At 45.8% G+C, this 22010-nt stretch carries 19 protein-coding genes; 6 read left to right on the top strand and 13 right to left on the bottom strand.

What is annotated here, in order from left to right:
- The first annotated feature begins 171 nt into the window (after positions 1 to 171).
- A complete protein-coding gene (locus KJS52_RS16610) occupies positions 172 to 5910 on the top strand; it encodes a right-handed parallel beta-helix repeat-containing protein (protein WP_213517314.1) in 5739 nt (1912 codons plus the stop codon).
- Positions 5911 to 6067: 157 nt separating this feature from the next.
- Here KJS52_RS16610 and dcuC read toward each other — a convergent pair whose 3' ends face one another.
- From dcuC to KJS52_RS16580, 6 genes are all read right to left on the bottom strand, one after another.
- Complete coding sequence (gene dcuC / locus KJS52_RS16605) at positions 6068 to 7495, bottom strand: C4-dicarboxylate transporter DcuC (RefSeq protein WP_213517312.1); 1428 nt, start codon at positions 7493 to 7495, stop codon at positions 6068 to 6070.
- A gap of 35 nt (positions 7496 to 7530) precedes the next feature.
- Positions 7531 to 8451: a ribonucleoside hydrolase RihC gene (rihC, locus tag KJS52_RS16600; RefSeq protein ID WP_213517310.1), complete on the bottom strand. Its 921-nt coding sequence runs from the start codon at positions 8449 to 8451 to the stop codon at positions 7531 to 7533.
- On the bottom strand, positions 8451 to 9335 hold the full coding sequence (gene rbsK, locus KJS52_RS16595) for a ribokinase (RefSeq protein ID WP_213517308.1): 885 nt from the start codon (positions 9333 to 9335) through the stop codon (positions 8451 to 8453). Before rbsK ends, rihC begins: the two co-directional genes overlap by 1 nt.
- Before the next feature lie 15 nt (positions 9336 to 9350).
- Positions 9351 to 10331: a LacI family DNA-binding transcriptional regulator gene (locus KJS52_RS16590; RefSeq protein ID WP_213517306.1), complete on the bottom strand. Its 981-nt coding sequence runs from the start codon at positions 10329 to 10331 to the stop codon at positions 9351 to 9353.
- A 192-nt stretch (positions 10332 to 10523) separates the two neighbouring features.
- Positions 10524 to 12851 carry an ABC transporter permease gene (locus tag KJS52_RS16585; RefSeq protein ID WP_213517304.1) on the bottom strand — a complete coding sequence of 776 codons (2328 nt, stop codon included), beginning with the start codon at positions 12849 to 12851 and terminating at the stop codon, positions 10524 to 10526.
- Positions 12852 to 12853: 2 nt separating this feature from the next.
- The gene (locus tag KJS52_RS16580; protein ID WP_213517302.1) at positions 12854 to 13558 is read right to left on the bottom strand and encodes an ABC transporter ATP-binding protein; all 705 of its coding nucleotides are present in this window, start codon (positions 13556 to 13558) and stop codon (positions 12854 to 12856) included.
- Between the two features lie 302 nt (positions 13559 to 13860).
- On the opposite strand from KJS52_RS16580, the gene KJS52_RS27765 reads away from it, so the two are divergent.
- Positions 13861 to 13986, top strand: coding sequence for a hypothetical protein (locus KJS52_RS27765; protein WP_281425615.1), 126 nt, complete (start codon positions 13861 to 13863; stop codon positions 13984 to 13986).
- An 82-nt stretch (positions 13987 to 14068) separates the two neighbouring features.
- Here KJS52_RS27765 and KJS52_RS16575 read toward each other — a convergent pair whose 3' ends face one another.
- Positions 14069 to 14398, bottom strand: coding sequence for a hypothetical protein (locus KJS52_RS16575; protein WP_213517300.1), 330 nt, complete (start codon positions 14396 to 14398; stop codon positions 14069 to 14071).
- A 118-nt stretch (positions 14399 to 14516) separates the two neighbouring features.
- On the opposite strand from KJS52_RS16575, the gene KJS52_RS16570 reads away from it, so the two are divergent.
- Entirely contained in the window at positions 14517 to 15314 is a 798-nt protein-coding gene (locus KJS52_RS16570) for a DUF6597 domain-containing transcriptional factor (protein WP_213517299.1), read from the top strand.
- A 98-nt stretch (positions 15315 to 15412) separates the two neighbouring features.
- Positions 15413 to 15799 carry a DUF8051 family protein gene (locus KJS52_RS16565; protein WP_213517297.1) on the top strand — a complete coding sequence of 129 codons (387 nt, stop codon included), beginning with the start codon at positions 15413 to 15415 and terminating at the stop codon, positions 15797 to 15799.
- A 9-nt stretch (positions 15800 to 15808) separates the two neighbouring features.
- Here KJS52_RS16565 and KJS52_RS16560 read toward each other — a convergent pair whose 3' ends face one another.
- Both KJS52_RS16560 and KJS52_RS16555 read right to left on the bottom strand, forming a co-directional pair.
- Positions 15809 to 16609, bottom strand: a complete 801-nt coding sequence (locus KJS52_RS16560) for an alpha/beta fold hydrolase (protein ID WP_213517295.1) — start codon at positions 16607 to 16609, stop codon at positions 15809 to 15811.
- Between the two features lie 21 nt (positions 16610 to 16630).
- A complete protein-coding gene (locus KJS52_RS16555; RefSeq protein ID WP_246563672.1) occupies positions 16631 to 16900 on the bottom strand; it encodes a ribbon-helix-helix domain-containing protein in 270 nt (89 codons plus the stop codon).
- Between the two features lie 170 nt (positions 16901 to 17070).
- Between KJS52_RS16555 and KJS52_RS16550 the strand changes: the two genes are divergently transcribed.
- Both KJS52_RS16550 and KJS52_RS16545 read left to right on the top strand, forming a co-directional pair.
- Positions 17071 to 18246, top strand: a complete 1176-nt coding sequence (locus KJS52_RS16550; protein WP_213517293.1) for an epoxide hydrolase family protein — start codon at positions 17071 to 17073, stop codon at positions 18244 to 18246.
- Positions 18247 to 18376: 130 nt separating this feature from the next.
- Entirely contained in the window at positions 18377 to 19303 is a 927-nt protein-coding gene (locus KJS52_RS16545) for a helix-turn-helix transcriptional regulator (protein WP_213517291.1), read from the top strand.
- 16 nt (positions 19304 to 19319) lie between these two features.
- Here the strand turns inward: KJS52_RS16545 and KJS52_RS16540 are convergent, their stop codons facing one another.
- The 4 genes from KJS52_RS16540 to KJS52_RS16525 form a co-directional block, all read right to left on the bottom strand.
- Complete coding sequence (locus KJS52_RS16540; protein WP_213517289.1) at positions 19320 to 19916, bottom strand: 4Fe-4S single cluster domain-containing protein; 597 nt, start codon at positions 19914 to 19916, stop codon at positions 19320 to 19322.
- A 2-nt stretch (positions 19917 to 19918) separates the two neighbouring features.
- Positions 19919 to 20989: a helix-hairpin-helix domain-containing protein gene (locus tag KJS52_RS16535; protein ID WP_213517287.1), complete on the bottom strand. Its 1071-nt coding sequence runs from the start codon at positions 20987 to 20989 to the stop codon at positions 19919 to 19921.
- Positions 20990 to 20993: 4 nt separating this feature from the next.
- Complete coding sequence (locus KJS52_RS16530) at positions 20994 to 21710, bottom strand: hypothetical protein (protein ID WP_213517285.1); 717 nt, start codon at positions 21708 to 21710, stop codon at positions 20994 to 20996.
- Between the two features lie 65 nt (positions 21711 to 21775).
- Positions 21776 to 21991: a DUF2997 domain-containing protein gene (locus KJS52_RS16525; RefSeq protein WP_213517283.1), complete on the bottom strand. Its 216-nt coding sequence runs from the start codon at positions 21989 to 21991 to the stop codon at positions 21776 to 21778.
- Between the last annotated feature and the right edge of the window lie 19 nt (positions 21992 to 22010).

Below are 22010 nucleotides of genomic sequence, written 5' to 3'. Positions count from 1 at the left end.
CTTCAGCATAATATAGTCCGTGCAGCATGCGGCTAGGGCACAGCGGCGCAGCATTGAACGATGTGCTGCATGCTTGCAATATAGACGGTGAGAAGGTGGTGTGTAGCAAGGAGAAACTGGTACAATCCAAAATTCAAGCAAGGAGTTGAAAGCGTTCACATGAGACGGAAAATGATTAGAAGAACATTCACTTCATTACTTGCATTCATGCTTTTATTGCCTGCGAACATAGGGGTGATCGCTGCGGAAGAAGGCGTCAATGAACCAACTCAGGAGCCGGCAATCGCAATGCTGCAGCCAGGCTCCAACTGGCAAGCCTCTGTATTTGGTGATGTTGGCGGACAAGATAAAATTACTGCTGACAATTTTAGCATCGTTGAGGATGAGCAAGGCGCGGTTCATATAAAAAGCATGAACGACCGCGGGAAAATTTCATCAACAACAGACGGGATTGCTTATTTGTATCAGTCGGTTCCACTTGATCAAGATTTTGAGTTTTCAGCCACTGCAACGGTCAATAGCATTGCCGATCATAATCAAGCTTCCTTCGGCATTATGCTTAGAAACAGTGTGCATAGCTATGTTCATGGAAGTGACTATGCCAAGGACGATTATTTAGCTGTTGGCGCATTAGATAAAAAGCTCAAGCTATTTAATCGGCTAGGCACTGTACAAGCGAAGCAGGATTTGGATGAGCAATTAGCCGTTCCAGCTGCGGGCAGCAGCTATCAGCTCAGTATAAAAAAATCTGCCAATCTTTTTGTAGTAACCGTAAATGGTTTTAGCTATGTCGTTGATCAATATGCTTCGGATGTGAGCTATGTTGGGCTCTTTACTGCTCGCAATGCAGACATTACATACAACAATATCGAGCTGACGCTTGCTTCCGAACAGCCGCCAGAGCTTGGCGAGCTGCAATTTTACTCCTTTGGCGGAAATACATCAGAGGATAAAAATCCAGAGCCAGTCATTGAAGGAGCGGGCAGCTACACGTTGGAGGCAACTGGCGGAAAGGTCGCCTCTGGAGATGAGGGGCTATCATTTTTGGCGTATCAGGCTGCGGCTGATGCCAGCTTTACATTAGAAGCGACAGCAACTGTAGCGGCATTTAACAGCAACGCCTCGATTTCAACACCGAATCAAAAATCATTTGGACTTATGCTGCGCGACGCCGTTGGCGAGCATCGTTCTTCTTCAGCGACCACCTCGAATTATGTGGCGGTTGGCGCGCTCGATACGGTGATGAAAGGCTTTTATAAATTTGGCGTAGTTGACGGCAAGGGCGGCACTCAAACTAAGCTGGACCCGTACGCTGCAGCAACTGCACCAGCAGCAAATGAGGTTTATCAGCTAAAAATTGAAAAAAATCAAAACAGCTATACATTAACAGTAAATGGTGAAAGTCAGCTTATCCAGGCGGATGCTTTATTTTCAGAGCAATTATATGCCGGGGTCTATGTTGCACGCGATGCGAAGGTTGCATTTTCCGATATTAAGCTGCAAATGGATTCAGCCGCTGTTCAAGAGCTTAAGCTCGATGCTTCAGCAATGAAAACCAAGTATCGTCTCCAGGAACAGCTTGATCTAACAGGCTTAGTTGTGAAAGCGGTTATGCATGACGGCAGTGAGACGGTATTGTCGGATAAGGAGTACATTGTAACGGGCTTTGACAGCTCAGAAGCAGGCAGCAAGGAGCTGACGATTCATTATAAAGGGAAAACAGCTTTATTGGCTTATGAGGTGGTGGCACTAGAGGTGACCTCCCTGGAAATCGTATATGAACCAGCTGTTACGAGCTATTATGTGGGAGAGGAGCTTCAGCTGCAAGGCTTAACGGTTGAAGCGATTTATGACGCTGGGTATATGGAGAGAGAGCTTACACCAGAGCTATATACGATTATGGTCGAAGGTCAGCAGTATGATGGATACGGCAATAATGAAAAAGGCGAGCCGCATCGCTTCACCGCTGCAGGCAGCTATCGTGTTGCCGTCGTTTCGACAGAAAATACGAATGCTGTGGTTGAATTTACAGTTCATGTTGCCGATGCCAGCTTAACCGGCCTGGAAATTGCGCAGCTGCCAACTAAATCAACCTATTTCATTAATGAACAGCTGCAATTGGATGGAATGATCGTCTATGGCCATTACAGCGACGGCTCGAGAAAACGCATTGCAAGAGAGGAGCTGAAGCTGAACATATCAGATTTTGATGCATCTGCTGCTGGCGTGCAAAAGCTGGTGATCTCGTATCGTGACCAGTCAACCACACTTTCGCTCACTATTAAGGAAAAAGAAGCTGTGGCGTTAGCCGTGATTCAATATCCGAAAACGACCTACAAGCTGGGCGAGCAATTGGATCTATCGCAATTAAAACTGGCCATTGCTTACGACAACGGCGATTTGCAAGCGATTACAGATAGTCGCTACCACATCGACACGACAAATTATAACGCAAACGCAGCAGGCCCATATACAATTACGATTTCAGCAAATGATAGCGAGCTGCCTGCGCTTGAGCTGAAGGTTCATGTTCGCGACGATGTGCCGCTAGAATGGAAGAGCATTCGCTTTGGACAATCAACCTCATCAAGCAATAACACGATCGAAGTGGATGAGCAAGGCGTCGTTACGCTAAAAGCGCTTGGCGGCTCGGCAGGTAAAGTGACGGGCGACCACGACGGCATTAGCTTTTATTATGTTGAGCTGGATGCGCTGGAGGATAATTTCGAGCTGTCGGCAGATATAAAGGTAATTGAATACGCCAAGTCCCCAGAGCATGACGGACAAGAATCGTTTGGCATAATGGCGCGCGACGCTATCGGCACCGCCAATGATTCATCGGTGTTCGCTTCGAATATTGCTGCAGTCGGCGGCTATAGCGGAGGAACGCGAAATCCGAATGGCACACAGCTATTTGCCCGCACCGGAATTGAATCGCCGGATGGCAGCGGCAGTCAGGGTATTCAAGCGATTATGCTGCAAGAAGGGCGTCCATCACTGGAAAACAGTTACCCCGCTCAATCGTACAAACTGACATTAGCGAAAACGAATAGCGGATTTACAGGAAAGCTGAACGATGGCGAGCCAGCTGTTTTGTACACACCCGATATTTTACATGTTCAGGATCATAAAATGTATGTAGGATTTTATACGGCGCGGCTTGCTACGATTGAGGTTCATAATATTGAGCTTAAGGTGACTGCTGCGGCATCGGATGCACCTCGGGTAGAGCCGCCGGCTGTTCCGCTGGAGCCGGCAATTGAGCTCGTATCCTTGAAGCAAACCTCAACTACTGAGCAGTATGAAGTTAAAGTCAAAGCCAACACATCTGGTTCCGTCACGATTAAGCAAGGCGATACGATCATTGTCAATGATGAGCCGATAGAAGCGAATCAACTATTGGTCAAGGCAACAGATTTGGTGCGGGGCAATAATCGCTTTACGATCAGCTTTATGCCGAGCGATACGGAGTTTTTAACGAGCTATGACACGATTGTGCAAAACCATACCGTTACAGTAAAGCAGTATGAAGGAGATATTTATGTTGCTCCAGATGGCAGCCCGGAGGGAGATGGAACAGTAAATAATCCGCTCGATCTCGATTCGGCAATTGCTTATGTCGCTCCCGGGCAAACGATTATTGTACAGGATGGACAATACGTACGCAATCAAAAGCTCGACATTAAAAAATACAATGATGGAACCGCGAATGCGATGAAGACGCTAAAGGCAGCAGAGGGAGCACGGCCAGTCATTGATTTTGATAAAAAGTCAGAGGGTGTTGTGCTTAGCGGCAACTATTGGCATATTATCGGCTTAGATTTTGCCCGTTCCGCAGGCAATACGAAGGGTTTTACAGTAGGCGGCAGTCACAATATGATTGAGCTGTGCCGCTTCTATGAGCATGGAGACACAGGCTTGCAAATTAGCAGAACCGATAACTCTACCAATATTGCAGACTGGCCATCCTATAATTTGATCCTCAACAGCACGTCATTTGCCAACCGTGATCCGTCCGACAATAATGCGGATGGCTTTGCCGCCAAGCTGACTTCCGGCGTTGGCAATGTATTCCGCGGCGCGATCGCCTACAATAATGTGGATGACGGCTGGGATTTGTATACGAAGGCTGGCTCTGGCGCAATTGGAGCGGTAACGATTGAGAATAGCATTGCTTTTAACAACGGCTATCCAATGGGCAGCACCGAGCTTAAAGGCGACGGCAATGGCTTTAAACTGGGCGGCGAAGGCATTCATGTTCCACATGTCATTCGCAACAGCATTGCTTTCAATAATGGTACAGCAGGCTTTACAAGCAATAGCAACCCTGGAGTGATCGCCTACAATAATATTGGCTTCAACAATTTGAAGGGCAATATTGTGTTCACAACCTACGGTCATATTAAGCCAGACTTTACGATTGACGGGTTCGTCTCATTTGCGACAGAAAATATTGCAAAGGATCAAGTGCCTGACAACGCTAGAACGAGAAACAACTATTTTTATGACGGAACGCGCTCTGCTAATGCAGCCGGAACAGTTATCTCCGAGAGCAACTTTAAAAGCTTGGAGGTGCCGTTAGAAATTGTTCGTGATGAAGCGGGAAATATTCAGCTTGGTCATTTCTTAAGCTTTATAGCTCCGCCAACTAACGAAAATCCAGGCTATCCGGGTACTCCCGTTAGTCCGGTCAACCCAAGTCCTGCTCCAACAACTTTCTTTGAATTGAAAGGAACAGCAGCAGATGGAAGAGTGACAGGCGAGCTAAGCTCGGAACAGGCCAAAGCAGCGATTGCTGGCTTGAATTCACAATCGGAGCGAAAAGTAACAATTGCTTTCGGCGACAAGGATGCACCAGCAGCAAAGGCTTATCAGCTTCTAGTGCCAGCGCAGCTTTTCTCTGCCAAGGTTGAAGCGTACGATATCGAGCTGCTTACTCCGATTGGTAGTATTCTCATTCCAGGCGAAGCATTTGCTGATGCAGCAGTAGTTACCGACAATGAAAATGCAACCATTAGCATTCAAATTCGCAATGAATCAGGGGAGGCTCAAGCCGATGCGCTAGCGGATAATGAGATTGCAGGAGCGAAAGCTGCGATCGCGATTGAATGGCATAGCAACGGGCAGCCACTGGATTACAATTACTCAGCGCGACCATTAGAGCTGTTTATTCCGTATATACCGACCGCTGCGGAATCCAGTCAGCTTTCAAAGCTGACAATAAGACAGATTGCGGATGATGGTAAGACGACGACTGCCATTCCCAATGCTTATTACGATAAGAAGGCAGAGGGAATGAGAGCGAAGGTTAATCAACCTGGCCAATACCTCATCCTGGTCGGCAGCAAATCATTCATTGATGTGCCAAGCACGCATTGGGCTTATGACGCGATTAGCACATTGGCTGCCAAAGGAGTTATTAACGGCATTAATGAACAACGCTTTGCACCAAATGAGCCTGTAACTCGAGCTGATTTTGCCGTCATGCTGATGCGCGCTTTAGGGCTGACTGCAGCTGCTTCAGAGCGTTCCGCAGCATTTACAGATGTCGAGGCAAATGCTTACTACTATGAAGCCGTCACGACAGCAGCTCAGCTAGGCATCATTAATGGCTATCCTTCCGGCGAGTTTAAGCCTGAGCAACAGATAGAGCGGCAGGAAATGTTTGTGATGGCCTATAAAGCAATTGACAAGGTGGACAGCTTGCAGCTGGCTTCCGCCAAGGACGATGCAGCTTTGGCGCAGTTTACTGATTCGTCATCGGTTGCAAGCTATGCAAAGCAAATACTTGCCTCATTAGTCGAGCAAAATATTATTCAAGGCTACGGCGGCAAGCTTGAAGCAAGCAGGACAACAACACGCGCCGAGGCAGCTGTATTTATCGAGCGTCTCGTTTTCCAAAGACAGTAAAGCTTTTTAGTGATGCTCGTTAACGATAATTGATAAATCATAAAGGGCTTGCTCCAGAAAGTCAGTGAAAACCGACAATCTGAGCAAGCCCTCTCCTTGTTTATCGTAATTGTAGAGCAAAGCATTCCTCCGCAAACCAAGATTGCTGGATATGCGTTTAGAGGAAGATAACCATCGACAGCACGAACATAAAGATAACGCCTGCGATCATCGGAACCGCAGTTCTTTTGACGATTGCGATCGGATCGGTTTTCACTGTACCAGCAACGATCAGCACGACGGCCGCAACCGGGGATACAGCACGGAACAGATTGCCCGCAAGTCCCATTGGCACTGATATCGCAATTGGGCTAATGCCTGCTGCATCGGCTAATGGAACCATCAACGGCACCATCGCGAAGATTAAGGCTGTTCCGCTGCCGCTAAGAATGACAATTAGCGCTGTAATAGCTACCAGAATAAGCGGCAGAATGAAGTCCAAGCCGTTGCCTTGAATGTTTTGCATCGATTGCTGCAGCGCATCCACCAAGCCGATTGATTTTAGTCCCGTAACAAAGACGGAAGCTGCAACCAGCAGGGCGACGATTGGTACTGCTCCGCCCATTCCTTTGAAGAAGGATTCGGTTTTTTCCAGCACAGTTTTGCTGCCTTTGTGGCGAATAAGCTCACAAATAATAGCAAGCACGAACGATACCAAGGTTGCTGACTCTACGCTAAGCTCGATCGCATTGCCTGTTGTAATTTGAATAGCGTAAGTGCCCAGCAGCAAAATAATCGGGAAGATCGGCAAAATCGCATATACAGTTTTGAACAGCATGCCGCCTTTAATCTCGGTAATTTCTTTGGATTCGTGATTCTCTTCGCCTTCAACCAGCAGGCTGCTTGCTTTCTTGTCCATTCGCTTCTGCCAGTAATAATGAACGAGCGCGATAAAGATCAAGGTCGGGATCGAGACGATAGCATGGTATCTGAACACATAGTCCGTAACCGACAGGTTGGCAAACAACGAATGCTTGGCCAATTCCTCGGCGATGGCAACGTTATCGCTTCCAAGCGGTGTAGGTACGATTGTAGCCGATGTAGCGATGACCGCAGCCGCAGAAAGCGCTGACATGCCCGCTTTTCTTAGAATCGGGAACAAGGTCGCCAGCAAAATAATGGCGAGGTTAGATGCACTCGGAATAACGAGCGACAATAGATTGCCAAGCAAGAAAACGATAGGCACCAAAATATAGGGCGACTTAATTTTTGAGATGGGCTTCGTCAAGGCGTTAACTGTTACTTCATTCGCTCCGATGGAGGACATATAGGCAGTGTAGCCTCCAAGCAATAATATAATGAAGCCCGCAGCCGTTAAGGTCTGTTTAAACTGGGTAACGATGACCTGGAGCGGATCGAGCCAGACAGAGCCCGTCGAAGCGAAATCCTTGATCGCAATATCGTTGCCCATAGCTGTGGCGACCAGAATCAAAATGATCCCCATTAGGAATAATGTAATTTTAATATCCATTTTCTTGATTAGCATATAAATAACGATAAGTACAGCAATAACCGCTGAGCCGTACATAATTAGATTAGAGCCCATAGTCATGTTCCTCCTAAGATGCAAATTGGATCAGCTTAGTTGCACTTGCTCAAGCTTTCCATAAACCAGGTTTTAAACATTTGCGGATCGATATCGAGGCATACTTTGGCATTGTTGGCTTGTCCCAAATATCCTTTCAGGTCAACGACGGTGCAACCGGAGGTTAGCGAGCCATGAGTCTCTACATCGATAAATGTTTCAGCCACTGTAAACATTTCAGGCTGCAAAAGATAAGCGATTGCGCAGCTATCGTACATTTTCAAGCCTGTCTTCATGCTGCCGCCTCTATATTTTTGGAACAATTGATAGATCATGTTTCCAGTTTCGTTCATCTCTTTCAGCTGTGCGCTGTCTTCCGGATAAACGAGCGCTTTCAATCCAACATCAAGTCCAACCATAACAACTGGCAAATGGCTTTGGAACACGATTTTGGCCGCTTCAGGGTCAGCATAGATATTGAACTCTGCCATAACTCCAGCGTTGCCGCGAGCCGTTGATCCACCCATAAGCACAACCTCGGCAATATTCTCCTTCACTTCCGGGTATACTTTGAGCAAAAGCGCGATATTCGTCAAAGGTCCGATCGGAACGAGCGTGACCGGCTGCTCGCTTTCCATAATAACTCGGTACATTGCATTGACTGCGTTTTCTTTCAAGAGCAGCTCCTTCGATGGCTCTTCAAACTCGTAGCCATCCATTCCAGTTGAGCCGTGCACGTTGCTGGCATCAATCGGGTCCTTCATTAATGGACGGTCTGCACCCATTGCCACCGGAATATCCTTCTTGAAAAACTTCAGCAATTTCAAAGCGTTCAGCGTTACCTTATCCAAGCCAACATTTCCGGCAATAGTCGTAATCAAGCGCACATCCAGCTGGTCGCTGTACAGGGCAATTGCTAACGCAACTGCATCGTCAATCCCTGGGTCAGTATCAATGATAATCGGTCTTTTGTTCATTAGTTTTTTCCTCCTTGAATAAACTGTGCTACCTCTTCACTGGTTGGCATTCCGCTTTGCGCGCCGAGCTTGGTGGTCGACAAGGCTGCAACAGCATTGCCGTATTCACAGGCAGCCTTTAGCGACATGCCGCGGCTTAATGCAACAGCCAGCCCGCCATTGAAAGAATCTCCCGCACCAGTCGTATCCACGACCTCGACTTTATAAGCGGGAATGTTCAACTCGTGCCCATCCTGTCTAATCGACAAGCCTTGACTTCCTTTCGTAACGATCAGCTTATCGCCGATATTTCCGCTATGCTGCCGCATCAACTCCATTTGCTCATGCTCGTTCGGCGTCAGGTAGTCAACCTGCTGTATTAATTCTTCAGGCAGCTCCTGAATGGGGGCAGGATTCAGAATAACGGTGACGCCATTCTCTTTGGCAATTTCTACAGCTTTTTGCACACCTTCCAGTAGTATTTCCAACTGCACGAGCAGAACATCACTATTTGCGATAGCTTCTCGCTTGGACTCCACAAAGGCTGCGGTTACATGATAATTGGCCGCCGGTACGACAATGATGCTGTTGTCTGTGTCGTAAACGGTAATGGTAGCCGTTGCGGTTTGATCTGTAACCGGTTCCACATTGGACACGTCAATGCCTTCATTGCTTAGATGCTCTAAAATTTCCTGACCGAAACGGTCAGTGCCGACGCAGCCAATCAAGCTTACATCAGCACCAAGACGTGCTGCAGCTACGGCTTGATTGGCTCCTTTCCCGCCGGGATTCATCTGAAACTGCTTGCCAAGGAGCGTTTCGCCGATTTGAGGCATCTGGTTTGTTATGGTGACTAGATCCATGTTGATGCTGCCAACAACAGTAATTTTAGGTTTCCGCTCCATTCCTATCTCTCCTTGTTAGGTTGATTCTCTCTCTATAAGTGCAACGTCTAATATTTGGTAATTTTCCTGGTCCATATCCTGCTGCTGCTCCATCAAGCCTACCAGCATCTTGGTTGCCTTCTCACCCATTTCATAAAGGGGCTGCTGTACCGTAGTCAGCTCCGGAGTCGTTGCCTTGGAGAGGCTGATGCCGTCGAAGCCAACGATTGCAATATCGCCAGGAACCTTTTTGCCAAGCTGATATGCTGCTTTAATCGCACCAATCGCCATAATGTCATTCGCCGCAAAGATACCGTCTATCTCAGGATGTCTTTGCAGCAGCTCCATCGCTGCTTGAATAGAGGCTTGCATATCATACTTGCCATTTACAATATAGGTTTCGTCAAACCAAGGCTCCCCACTGACAATTTCCTTATAGCCCTCGCAGCGTTCTTCAGCATTGGATACGCCGCTGTTTCCACTAATATGGCCGATTCTGCGACAGCCTTTGCTCTGCAAAAAGCGCGTGGCCATCATCGCGCCTTTTTTGTTCTCTACGACAATTGTCGGCAAGCCCTTGCTAATGACGCGGTCGATACTGACGACTGGAATATTTAATTGCTTGATTTGCTTCGCAGTCATCGTATTTGAGGAAACAATAATACCTTTTACATATTGCTGCTGCAGTAAGTCCAGGTAATTTTGCTCTTTTTGTTCATCTTCATCAGAATTACAAAGAATAACGTTATATCCTAACTGAATTGCAGTATCTTCAACAGCTCTTGCAAGCTCAGGAAAGAAGGGGTTCGTAATATCGGGCACGATCAAGCCAATCGTGCTGGACTGCTTCTTGAACAAACTTCTTGCCACTTCATTCGGCTTATAATTGAGCTCCTGAATCGCCTTTTCGACTTTAATCCGTGTATCCTGGCCTACATAGCCACTATTGTTCAAAACTCTGGATACAGTTGCTACAGACACGCCTGCATGCTTGGCAACATCTTTGATTGAAATCATATTTTCACTCCATCTGTATAGGTAACCGGTTACACACAAAATATACTCCGTATTACGCGATAAGTCAACCTATAATTTTTTGCCATGTTAAGCCTTCAGGATTTGAAAAGGAGCAGAACCCGACAATTTGCGGTTTGCTCCTTTTACTGTGCCACGACTTTTTCCAAATGTTAATTCGCGGATAATTTTTTGTTACTCCATCGCTTTTAACGACTCGATCATATTAATGTGATTCACTTTTCGGCGCAGCAGCAGGTTTGAAAGTATGGTGAGCACAAAAGCCAGCACGACAGCAGCAAGTATAACGACGAGATTCAATTGGTTCGGAATTTGCTGGTGAGTGCTTGACAATGCTTTTACAACAAGGGTGAACATATAGCCGCCAATTGGCAACGCGACAAGGATCGCAAGGGCAGTAAGCACAATGTTTTCAAAAAAGATAAGCCGATTGATTTTCTGCTTAGGATAGCCTAATACTTTAAGTGTTGCCAGCTCACGATTTCGTTCATAAATGTTGATCGAAGAGATTGTATAGATGGCGCCGAAGGAAAGAACGGCCGCCGAAACAATAAACATAATAAAGAGAAAGCTGTTTTGCTTCACAATATATTGAGCCGATTCCTTAAGATCAATCTTGTCTGAAATCGTTTCTACTTGCTGCTCACTCTCAAAGAAGCTGCGTGTACTTGCAACATCTGCTACATTACTGGTTTCTACGAGCAAGGAGTTCGGAATGTAGTCGATACCCAAGCTTTGCAAATAGGCTGGTGTAACGTAAAATGACGGGTTCGAATATTGATTCGTTATTTGTAAAACCTTCATTTCGACTGTTTTATTTGCCAGCTCTGGCGCAGTAAAGACAAGCTGGATAAGGTCTCCTTCAGCAATTTGATAGTGATCTGCGTACGATTTTGGTACAAGCACCCCATGATCCTGCAAGGCGATCTGCTTGTCTTGTTCATCAAAGAAATGGATCAGATTATTTTCCTTCTCGGTTACAATTAGGGTTGCGATTTCGCTTTCATCGCCCTTTACAAATTCCACAGGAAAGGTCGACAAGAAGTAGCTGTTTTCAATGCCGTCGGGCAGCAGCGCGGTCGATTCAGGTGATGCTCCCAGCTTATAATCTATTCTAAGATCATACGCATACACCTCTTCAACCTGGGAGGCTACCTTTAATAGCGAGGTTTGAGTGCCAAAGGCAGTAATTAACAATACTGTGCTGACCACAACTGCAACGATGCTCGCGAGCGCTTTAGGTTTATTTAAAAATATGTTTCTCAAAATGAGCTTGTAGCTATAAGAGATGTTGCCCCAAATCCCCGGAATTCTTTCGATTAACAGCTTTTTCATTTTCTTAGGCGGCTTGTGACGCATAGCCTGAGCTGCTCGTTCCTTTAATATGCTTCTCCCGCTTAAGTAACATGACAAAATTCCGAAAGCGCTGGAGATGAGAATAGGAGGTACAACATACAATAGGGAAAGAGAGAATTCAATGTCAGGCAAAGAGTACGACCGCGCATTCGATGTCTCGACGAATGGGACAAATACAATAGCTGCAATGACATAACCGAGAAGTGAGCCGAGGATGCCCACCAGCACCGGATATCCCATGTAATGAAGCATGATGCTTCTATTTTTTACGCCCAAAGCCTTCATAATGCCGACTTGATTTCTTTGCGAATCAATGATCCGTGACATTGTAAGAAAAAGAATGACCGCTTCAATGATAAAGAGCACTAACGGAATAACTCTGCTCATCATCTTATTGTTGTAGATCGTTTGCTGCAGCTGAGAATAGCTGAACGACCGCTCTTTGCTGATTTGATTTAAATAGGGGAGAGCTTTGGATTGTGCTTCAATGGACTGGCCAAGTGTATCAATATGATAGCCATCTTGAGCATCAATCAGGAGTTCGTTATAGGTGAAGCTGCCTGAGATTTCAGGTATTGCTTCTTCCAGCATATAAGCGAAGCCAGAGCTCTTATGGTCCTGGATCGCGTTCTTTTTAGCGTATTCCACATTTTCAGTCAAGCCGCTAATCGTAAATGCCAAATTGCTTCCGTTGGCAACGATACGGATTTGCTCGCCGACCTGTAGCTGATGTTCCTTTGCATAATGGGAATCCAGCAAAATTTCATCTGATTTTACCGGAAAGCTGCCTTCGATAATTGCCGGAGTATTGATTTCGTTATTTGCAGGGATCGAATGAATTTTTAATGCTGCTTGATTATTGTCAAATGCCTGCGTGGCATCAAAGGTGTAGCGGGCTTCCAGTTTATTTATGCCGTTAATTTTACTTAAAGCTTGCGCATCCTGCTGCGAAATTTCACTGTAATAAACATTCAGGTCGCTTAAGTTATGCTCCTTGAAATAAGCGTTCGAATAGCTGCCAAGATTATCGCTTAACGTAATTAGCCCTGTATAGAAAAAGGCTCCAACCGCGATAACCAGCACAAAGGCTATAAATTGCCCCATAGATTGCCTGATATCCCTTAATGATTTAATAAATAGCTTCATGATTACCACTCGATCCCTTCAACACTCTGTTTTTCTTGATTGACCGTTACACTTTCAATCATCCCGCTTTTTACCTTTATCACTTTATCAGCCATTGGGGCAATCGCTGAATTATGAGTGACCAGCACAACGCATTTATTGGTTTCCTTATTCAGATCCTGTAGCAGCTTTAAGACAGATTTGCCTGTAACATAATCTAAAGCACCTGTTGGTTCATCACAAAGTAAAAGCAAAGGATTTTTGGCAACGGCTCTCGCGATTGCAACGCGCTGCTGTTCTCCGCCAGAGAGCTGGGAAGGGAAGTTTTTAAGCCGATGCTGCAAGCCAACCTTCGTTAAAATATCTTTAGCATCCAAATGGCTGCTGCATACTTCCGTAGCAAATTCAACATTCTCCAAGGCGTTCAGGTTCGGAATTAAATTATAAAATTGAAATACGAAGCCAACCTTTTCGCCGCGATATTGTGTAAGCTTTTTTTCATTGAAGCGTGTAATTTCTTTGTCGCCAACAATCACTTGACCGGAGCTGGCTGTATCCATACCGCCAAGTATATTCAATATCGTGCTTTTACCAGCACCACTTGCACCTAAAACAACGACGAATTCGCCCTCCAAGATAGAAAAATCAACACCAGCTAGAGCCTTAATCGTCACTTCCCCAACGTTGTATTCCTTCGTTACGTTTCTGAATTCAATTAGCTGCTTCACTTCTTACATCTCCTCCGATCGTTAATTGAGTCAGGCTCATCCCTGACCCTTGTGCTTATCCTGCTAATGCCTGATTGGTATGCCGCTTCTAGCTAGTTTTCTTAATTGTATGTGATTCCGCAAATGGAAAAATCAGGCTAGAGGTAGGCTTCTCGGCTGGTCGGTAGTCGGAGCGCAAAATCGGTCTGGAGAGGGAGCAAATATCCGCCTGTTGCAAAAACTGCTTGCTGCAAAGCCAAATGTGTTGCGAATGCTCGAAATTGTTGTTATGATTTACAATAAATGGACGAAGAGGTGAGCCAATGAAATTCAAACATTACTTTGTAATCGGAAGTACAGAGTGGAGAACAACGGTTAAATGGTCTTTAATAGCTGGCGTTGTGCTTGGGCTAATGATCGGAACCTCGTACCTGCTCAATACACTGTAGTCTGCAATCATTTGCTCAAAGGTCTAAACCTAACACAAAAAAACGTCTCTTAAACAAGAGACGTTTTTTGCATACAAAAAGCTTATGTACCGAATGGTGGCGGTGGTGGCGGAGCAACTGCAGCTCTTGGCTTTTGAGCGGCAGTAACCATTAGGAAGATTGCAGTAAGTAGATGCAAAATCCATCCTACTAGCGGAATCCACGCCAGGAGTGAAGTAATAATACCTAGTATAGATCCGTACATTGGCTCTCTGTTCTTGCTCGATAGTACCAGGGTTACAATATGAAGGATAAACATCAATCCTAAAACAGTATATCCGCTTGAAATGACAAGGGTCCCACCAATTAGAGGTATGGCCAAAATAAGCTCAAACGATCCTGTTACCCATTTCAAAATTCTTGATGCTGACAATTCTAACACCTCCTTAGGAAATATTTCCTATACATTGTAACAAAATTGTCACTATTTGAATAGAGATTTTTTCATGAAATTGTCTAAAATTCCATTTACAAATTGAAGGAGCCGATAAATGATTCGTACCTTTAGGCCTATAGATGCATTACGCAAATTAGTAGACTACATTTGGGTCGTTGATTTCGACTTTTTAGCTGAGGACAACAGGGACGATTTGATTATGCCGCTAGGTCATGTCAATGTTATTTTCAACTATGGTTCAGCCTACAGGTTGATGGAACAAGAGCAGATAACCGTAATTCCCGACTCAGTTATAATTGGTCAAATTAAAAGCGCGAAGTATGTGCAATATGGCTCACATTTAACTCAAATTGGCATCGCATTAACTCCGCTGGGATTGCTGCAATTATTTCAATACCCTGGTATTCAATTAACAGAGCAAATGGTACCAGCAGCATGTGTTGATGCTGGCCTGGACAAGCTGTATCGCATACTAATTGGTTCAACAGACATCGACGATACTCTTTATGCCATTAATCATTACCTGCTTTACAAACTGGAGGAGCTTGACGAGAAGGATACGAGTCGAATAGAGGAGATGCTCGCTTATGTGGAGCAGGAGTGCGAGCAGCTGAGCATTGTGAGGATGGCTCACCATTTTCGTGTTTCTGTCAGTACACTAGAACGAGGCTTTAAAAAAGACGTCGGCCTCACCCCCAAAAGCTACGGCAATATTGTGAAATTCAGAAAGCATGTTGAGATGAAAGGGCGGAGAAATTGGCTGGAGCATCGCTACTATGATCAATCACATTTGCTTAAAGCCGCTCATAAATTTGCCGGAAAAACGATCAAGCAGCTTGAAAAACAGCTGCCTGAACTAACACTTGACTACCTTTGGCATGGACCGCAATAATCTATATTGTTGTAAATGGCTGCTTATTTTTTACAATACACGAACTTCCCTTCATGTTAAGCTCGGCATAAACATTAGCGAAGGGAAGAGAAGACAATATGCAGGAGCTTATGATTATAGCAAGCATACTCCTATTTTTAAATGCGACATTACTGACAGTTTTAGTGCCGGGAGGGCCAATTGAGAACAGAGATTTTTCGCATTTAAGAGGCGGTCTGTTTTGGGGATTTAATCTGTTTCTCATTCTGCTTGGCATAACCTCGTATATAACATGCTATTTCTTGTTAATTTCCCACGATCAATCTGTTTTAATGGCACAAGTCATTGCCGTATTATATTTTCTCGTTTATGCCCTCGATTTAGCAGGCGTTTTTCCGAAGTCTCCGACCAAAATGTCCCGCTCACTTATGCTGATGGAGCTCATAAATGCATCCATGGCTCTTTTTCTATTCGTAGTAGCGACTGCAATTCACCATATCGGCTGAATCATCTGCTCAACGAAGGCGCTGCTGCGAAAGAAAATCCAAAACCATTTGATTGAATGCTGCTGGCTCCTCGACAAACGGGAGATGGCTGCAGCCAGGCATTACGATTTTGGAACAGTTTTCTATATTGGCATGCAGCGTCTCGGCAGTTTTAAGGTTAAAGGGATGGTCTTGATCTGATACGATGATCAGCGCCGGCACCTTAATCTCCCGCAATCTGTTAAATGCGTATGGCTTCACCGCAGCAGAAAGTGCCGGCGGGAAGCGGTAGAAGTTGCTGCTGTTTCTAACATTGTGCAAAACCTTCATACGGGCTGCTCCCTTGCTTTCAGCAGGAAAAAAATATTGCCAGAATGGATTGCTAATAAAAGCTTCTATCGCTTGCTCACGGCCTTTGCGCTTCACGGCATTATAGTTTTTGATCGCTTGCCAAGTCATCCGCCATGGATAGCGATTGCCGTTAACGGAAGGCGCAACCAATGTAAGGCTTCGCACCAGTTGAGGAAATTCCAATGCAAAATCTATCGCTGCTCCGCCGCCTGACGAGGAGCCAACGAGATGAACTTGAGCGAGCGCCAACTCGTCGATTAGCGCTTTTAGATCTGCAACATTGGAAAATGCAGCCTCAGGCGTGCTGGAACGGCCGTAACCCCGCAAGTCGTAACGTATCACTTGATAATGCTCAGCAAGAGCAGGAAGCTGCTCGTTCCATATTTGATGATCGTTAAAGTTGCCATGCATTAAAATAACAGCCTCTCCGCTGCCTGCTGTATCATAATAAATTTCGCCATTTTTTAATTGCAGGATCATGTTCATAACCTCCCTCATAATTTATTGCAGAAGATCTGCTTGCTGAAGATAGTCCTCAATAATTTCTCTAAGCACCTCGGATATAGAGTAGTCGCCCTTAGAGCAGCATCGATCGATTTCATCCCAATACGGCTGCGGCAAGGTAAGCGATATTTTTCGAGTCACACCTATCGGCTTTCGACCTGCTCCTGCGCGAGGGCCGCCTTTGCCGCTCGCTGTGCATTCCTCTGACAGGGATGCAGAGTCTTGCTCCTTTGCTCCGAGTCCTGTATCCTTTTCATTTATTTCCATTATTTTTATCACCCACTTTATCATTCCATATGATGATTATGCAGTCAATTATTGCTACCTTAATCAAAGCTCGTTATGTTGCAAGCCTATTATTTTTAATTATGACAAGCTTTTTGTCATAATTACTGTGCTATTTTGTTCATGGATCTAAATTTGAAAGGAGCAAGACTATGAACGATATTTATCAAGCTCAGCACAAATTAAATGATGAACGTATCCAACCATTCCGTGTTCATGTTTCACAGGAGGACATTGATGATTTAAAGCGGAGGCTTGACCGCAGCCGCTATCCGCAATTAGTAGATACAGGCTGGGAGCGGGGAGTGCCGCTGGCCTATTTGCAGGAGCTGGCAGCCTACTGGCAGCATCAATTTGATTGGCGCAAGCAGGAAGCGTTCTTCAACCAATTTCCGCATTATATAACAACGATAGAGGGGCAGAACATTCATTTTCTTCATATTCGCTCGCAGGAGCCCAATGCCAAGCCGCTAATGCTCATTCATGGCTGGCCAGGCTCGTTTATCGAGTTTCTCTATGTGATCGAGCCGCTCACGAATCCTATCGCACACGGAGGCAGCGCTGAGGATGCGTTCCATCTCGTGATCCCGTCCATCCCCGGCTTTGGCTTCTCCTCTCCGCTGCAGGAGAGCGGCTGGACGCCGGCACGCATGGCTGGTGCATTTCTCGAGCTGATGAGCCGATTAGGCTACGAGCATTTTGGCGTGCAGGGCGGCGATACAGGAGCCTTTATTGCGCCTGAAATGGGAAAGCAAGCACCGGAGCGCCTAGTGGGGGTTCATATGAACGCGATGTTTACATTTCCAACTGGTGAAGAAGGCGAGCTGGAAGGCTTGAGCGAGGAAGAGCTGCAGCGTTTGTCGCGGATGGAAAGCTTTAATGACGGCTACATGCAAATTCAATCGAAAAGTCCGAATACACTAGCCTACGGGCTGCATGATTCCCCTGTCAGCCAGCTGGCATGGATTGCTGAAATATTTAAACAGTGGACCGCGCCTGAGGAAGCAATGCCAGAAGCAGTGATTGATCGAGATCGAATGCTGAGCAATGTCAGCTTATATTGGTTCAGTGGAACGGCATGGTCATCGGCGCAAGTTTATTATGAGTCGATGCACGATCCGATGGCTTGGGCACCTAAAGAAAAAGGAACCGTGCCGACAGGCGTGCTTGTATCGACATCGCATGATATGTCGGTTCGCCGCCTCGCAGAAAAGGATCACAACATTATGCATTGGACAGAAGCAGCGGAAGGCGGACATTTCTTCGCGATGGAGCAGCCTGCACAATTTGTAAAGGATTTGAGGCAGTTTTTCCGCAGCCTTAGCTAGGCATAAAGCTTTTTATTACCAGAACGATCCATTAACGCTAATGCAGCTATATTGGCTTCGTTCGACTCGTCCAGCTTGATTTGGTATGCTGAAGAAATAGGGCTACTAGGATGGATAAAGAGGTGAGGGCATGAAGCTGCATCGTATGCTGGCGATCACACTAGAGCTAATGGCTAAAAAACGGGTGAGGGCCTCCGATTTAGCCGCGCGCTTCGAGGTGTCGACAAGAACAATTTATCGGGAAATTGAACTGATCAACCAGGCCGGCATACCGGTCGTTTCCTACACAGGAGCAGATGGCGGGTTTGAGCTTATGGACAGCTTTTTCTTAACCAAGCAGCAATTTACGGTGCAGGACTTCTCGGTCATTTACCAGCTGCTGCAAGGGGTGGAAGGAGCGGTCGGAGATAAATTTACACTATTAAAGGACAAGCTGGGCAGTCTCCATCCCAAGCTGTCCAGTTCGGAAGCCGCTCATGATTTGCTGCTCGATGCCAGTACGTCACAAGCCGACAAAGCGGTGGTTCGCGACATTTATTATGCGATACAACAGAAGCGTATGATTGCCTTTACCTATCAAAATGCGGCTGGCGCCATTACCGAGCGCCAGCTGGAACCATATCGCCTGCTATGGGAGCGCGGCGTCTGGTATGTCGAAGGCTATTGCTTGACTCGCTCAGCGAGCCGTCTATTTCGCATTTCAAGGATGAAGGCTCTTCAAGTATCGGACGAGTTGTTCCAGCCAAGAGCGGTCTATACTGCTGACGAAGAACAGGATAAGCCGCTTGGCATTTATGCTCATCTGCGATTCGATAAATCCGCCGAGCCGCGCGTTTCGGAGCAGTTTGCCGATCAATGCAGCTATGAAGGAGACTATATTGACGTGCAAACCGTGTTTTACAGTGAAGACTACGCCTTGTCTGTTGTGCTGAGCTATGGGGCCAAGGTAGTCGTGCTGTCTCCGCCAGAGCTTAAAGAAGCGTTGCTTGGCAAACTTCAGGAAATACAAGGAAGGTATGTAGCGCTGAATTTCCACAAACAACATGAAGAGCCATGATCATATTGTGTGATGCCTATAGCAGCTCCTTGAACAATGCCTCTAAATCAGCCTTCTTGGCAAGACCGTTCACAGCTACTCTGCCGTCGGGAGACAGCCGTACCTCCAAGCGGTTCCCGATATTAGGAAGCTGATCTTCAAGCTCGCAATATCGCTCGCTTAAAAAATGATATCTTTGATTGGAAGAGCCAACCCAAGGGCGGCTTGTATCGAGCAGCTCCTGCTTGAACGGTCCGTCTATAAGCAGATCAGTTAGCTCGATTAGCTTTAGAATGCCTGGATCATTGGAGTTAAGAAGCTCCTCCAGCACATACCCGGTGAACGTCATAACGGAAAGCCCTTCCTGCTTTAAAATAGCAGCAAGCCGAGCCAACTCACCAGCCTGTGCAAAGGGCTCTCCTCCCAAAAACGTAATTCCTTCTACTTTAGGGCCATGTAAAATTTTTTCTGCCAGCTCTTCCACTTCTACTGTAAATCCGCCAGATTCGTTCCAAGTAAACGGAACCGCACAGCCTGGGCAATGGATCGGGCAGCCTTGTACTTGCAAGCAAGCACGGATGCCCGGTCCCTCGACTTTCGTTGACGGAATAAATTGATGTATTCGCAGTGCCATAATTAATAGTCAACCATACGGCCACCGCCGCGATGAATAGGAGTGATAGTAATAGGACGGAAGACAGCCTTGCTTTTCAGCTTATTGACCTGATGCGGCTTTAACCCAAGCAGTTCACCGACTTGCTCAGCTGACTGGAACCCGCCAATAGAACCGCGTTCCTGCACAATCCGCTTAGCTCCTATAATTCCGATCCCAGGCAGCTCCTGCAATTGCTCCTCTGTCGCTTGATTAAAATCTATTAGCGAACCATCAACGCTACTATTGCCAGCTTGTACCGGCTCTGCAAACAGTGCATCGAGGGCTGGCTGTGCAGGGGGAGCAGGCTGGACAGGAGGAGGCGGAGGAACTGGCGGCATAGCTGGAGCTTGCGGCCTTACTAGCGCCGCCATTTCCGGCTGCTGTAAAAACTCAACCCAATTCGCCATTCCGGCCGTCCATACATGAGTAGTCGCAGGCTGAATCTGCCCTGTTTGGACCATGTCGCGAATGACATCCAACTGATAAGGTCCATATTGCTGACCAGCAATCGCAATCATCCACTCAGTGGAGCTGTCGGTTAAATCATCATCAGAATCGTCAAAAGACAAACTAATCGTTATTGCGTTGTCTTCATCCTCGTCATCGTCTAATAAAAGATCATCATATTCGTCCTCATCCTCATCATCATAACCGAGCAAATAAAATTGAATTTCTTCAAGCAACTCAGTTACTTTATCGTTGATTCGGGGATATATGAAAAAGTAACTTTTGTCCCCTATTTCTATGCGATCTTCTTTAGAGGACCAAATTATTACTTCGCTGAATTCTTCCCAGCTAATAGAGGATTTTTCAGAGCTACTCGGGCCACCATTGTACCAATATAATCCTCTGTCTGTAATAGCCATACCAGTTTTTCCGCTGTTCCAAAGAGCAGTGTCAATCAACGCCAATATTTGAACATTTTCTGGAACTGGGTATTTGGAACGCGCATTTATAATTTTTTTTTCTGGAATACGATCTCCAACAAAATACCGGTCAAAGGAATAACTCTCACAAATTTCAAAGATTTTTTGAGTAGAATATTCAATCATATCGTCAGCTCCCAATGTTTAAGGTCAACACGATCGAGTTATCTTCCATAACTTCCTCGCTCTCAATTGTCATATTCCGTTCTTCAGCACGGGCCTTTAGCTTTTTGTACACAACTTCCTGCAGGCAGCGTTTATAATCGTCGTCGATATCAGATAAATACTGAAAAATTTTTCGCAAATCAGGCTCATTATGTATTTCCACTTGAAACGGATGATCACCTGATTGCCGAAATGTCAGGTGCGAATTTTCTATTTTACAAGTAATAACCGAACCATTGCGTACAGGATTAATGCCGAACTCCTTTAACGTTTTAAACAATAGCTCACCATCTCGGAAGTTAGTAGGAAAGGCTTGCGGAAGCATGGCCGCTGTTGTGTTGGTCGCTGGCAACGCAGCACTCCCTGTTTTCAGCTCATTTTGTTGAAGCGTGCTAACATCAAACATTTGCTTCCCCGCTGCTCTATTAACATTAGCAATAAACCGCTCTATATGTTGCCTGGAGTCATATTTTCCGAAAACAGCAACCCACTTTCCATTTAAAAATTCCCAGAAGAAAAATAAATCTTCACCATCGATATGTGTTTTATAGCTGCTGCCCCATTTTTCACAATCATAGCCGGCTTTGCGAACGGTTCGAGCAAGCTCTGACTCTTTTTCAAACAGTGAAGGGATGGAGAATTGCATGGATTGAACCCAATTGTCGAAATTTTTCTTACCCATTACGAGTCTCATAGCCAGTGCAATCGGAACTAAAGCAAGAGAGACAGACATCAAGCTTCCTCCTTTTAATAATTGTTATTCATATTCTTCTGCTGCTGGCGCAAATCGACTAGCTCTGTTTCATAGTATTCTGCGGTATATTCAGAATCTACCGTTTCGGCATCCAGCAGCTGCTCCAAAATATCGATATAGTCCATGCATGCTTTTCCTTTTACGCCGATTACGTCAGCTTTTATTTGTCCATCAGCAAAGATTTGTACGCGAATTTGTTTCTTTGACATAATTATCACCTTGCCTTTT

The organism is Paenibacillus montaniterrae, assembly GCF_018403185.1.
GTDB classification, from domain to species: domain Bacteria; phylum Bacillota; class Bacilli; order Paenibacillales; family Paenibacillaceae; genus Pristimantibacillus; species Pristimantibacillus montaniterrae.
The sequence above is the reverse complement of the archived record's forward strand: the minus strand, read 5'-3'. Positions and strand labels throughout refer to the sequence as shown.

Excerpts from the sequence above, each read along its gene's own strand:
- KJS52_RS16535 (WP_213517287.1), bottom strand. The coding sequence starts at position 20,989 with ATGATTGAATATTCTACTCAAAAAATCTTTGAAATTTGTGAGAGTTAT.
- KJS52_RS27765 (WP_281425615.1), top strand. The coding sequence starts at position 13,861 with ATGAAATTCAAACATTACTTTGTAATCGGAAGTACAGAGTGGAGAACA.
- KJS52_RS16545 (WP_213517291.1), top strand. The coding sequence starts at position 18,377 with ATGAAGCTGCATCGTATGCTGGCGATCACACTAGAGCTAATGGCTAAA.
- rihC (WP_213517310.1), bottom strand. The coding sequence starts at position 8,451 with ATGAACAAAAGACCGATTATCATTGATACTGACCCAGGGATTGACGAT.
- dcuC (WP_213517312.1), bottom strand. The coding sequence starts at position 7,495 with ATGGGCTCTAATCTAATTATGTACGGCTCAGCGGTTATTGCTGTACTT.
- KJS52_RS16560 (WP_213517295.1), bottom strand. The coding sequence starts at position 16,609 with ATGATCCTGCAATTAAAAAATGGCGAAATTTATTATGATACAGCAGGC.
- KJS52_RS16525 (WP_213517283.1), bottom strand. The coding sequence starts at position 21,991 with ATGTCAAAGAAACAAATTCGCGTACAAATCTTTGCTGATGGACAAATA.
- KJS52_RS16565 (WP_213517297.1), top strand. The coding sequence starts at position 15,413 with ATGCAGGAGCTTATGATTATAGCAAGCATACTCCTATTTTTAAATGCG.
- KJS52_RS16610 (WP_213517314.1), top strand. The coding sequence starts at position 172 with ATGATTAGAAGAACATTCACTTCATTACTTGCATTCATGCTTTTATTG.
- KJS52_RS16530 (WP_213517285.1), bottom strand. The coding sequence starts at position 21,710 with ATGGGTAAGAAAAATTTCGACAATTGGGTTCAATCCATGCAATTCTCC.
- KJS52_RS16590 (WP_213517306.1), bottom strand. The coding sequence starts at position 10,331 with ATGATTTCAATCAAAGATGTTGCCAAGCATGCAGGCGTGTCTGTAGCA.
- rbsK (WP_213517308.1), bottom strand. The coding sequence starts at position 9,335 with ATGGAGCGGAAACCTAAAATTACTGTTGTTGGCAGCATCAACATGGAT.
- KJS52_RS16570 (WP_213517299.1), top strand. The coding sequence starts at position 14,517 with ATGATTCGTACCTTTAGGCCTATAGATGCATTACGCAAATTAGTAGAC.
- KJS52_RS16540 (WP_213517289.1), bottom strand. The coding sequence starts at position 19,916 with ATGGCACTGCGAATACATCAATTTATTCCGTCAACGAAAGTCGAGGGA.
- KJS52_RS16585 (WP_213517304.1), bottom strand. The coding sequence starts at position 12,851 with ATGAAGCTATTTATTAAATCATTAAGGGATATCAGGCAATCTATGGGG.
- KJS52_RS16550 (WP_213517293.1), top strand. The coding sequence starts at position 17,071 with ATGAACGATATTTATCAAGCTCAGCACAAATTAAATGATGAACGTATC.
- KJS52_RS16555 (WP_246563672.1), bottom strand. The coding sequence starts at position 16,900 with ATGGAAATAAATGAAAAGGATACAGGACTCGGAGCAAAGGAGCAAGAC.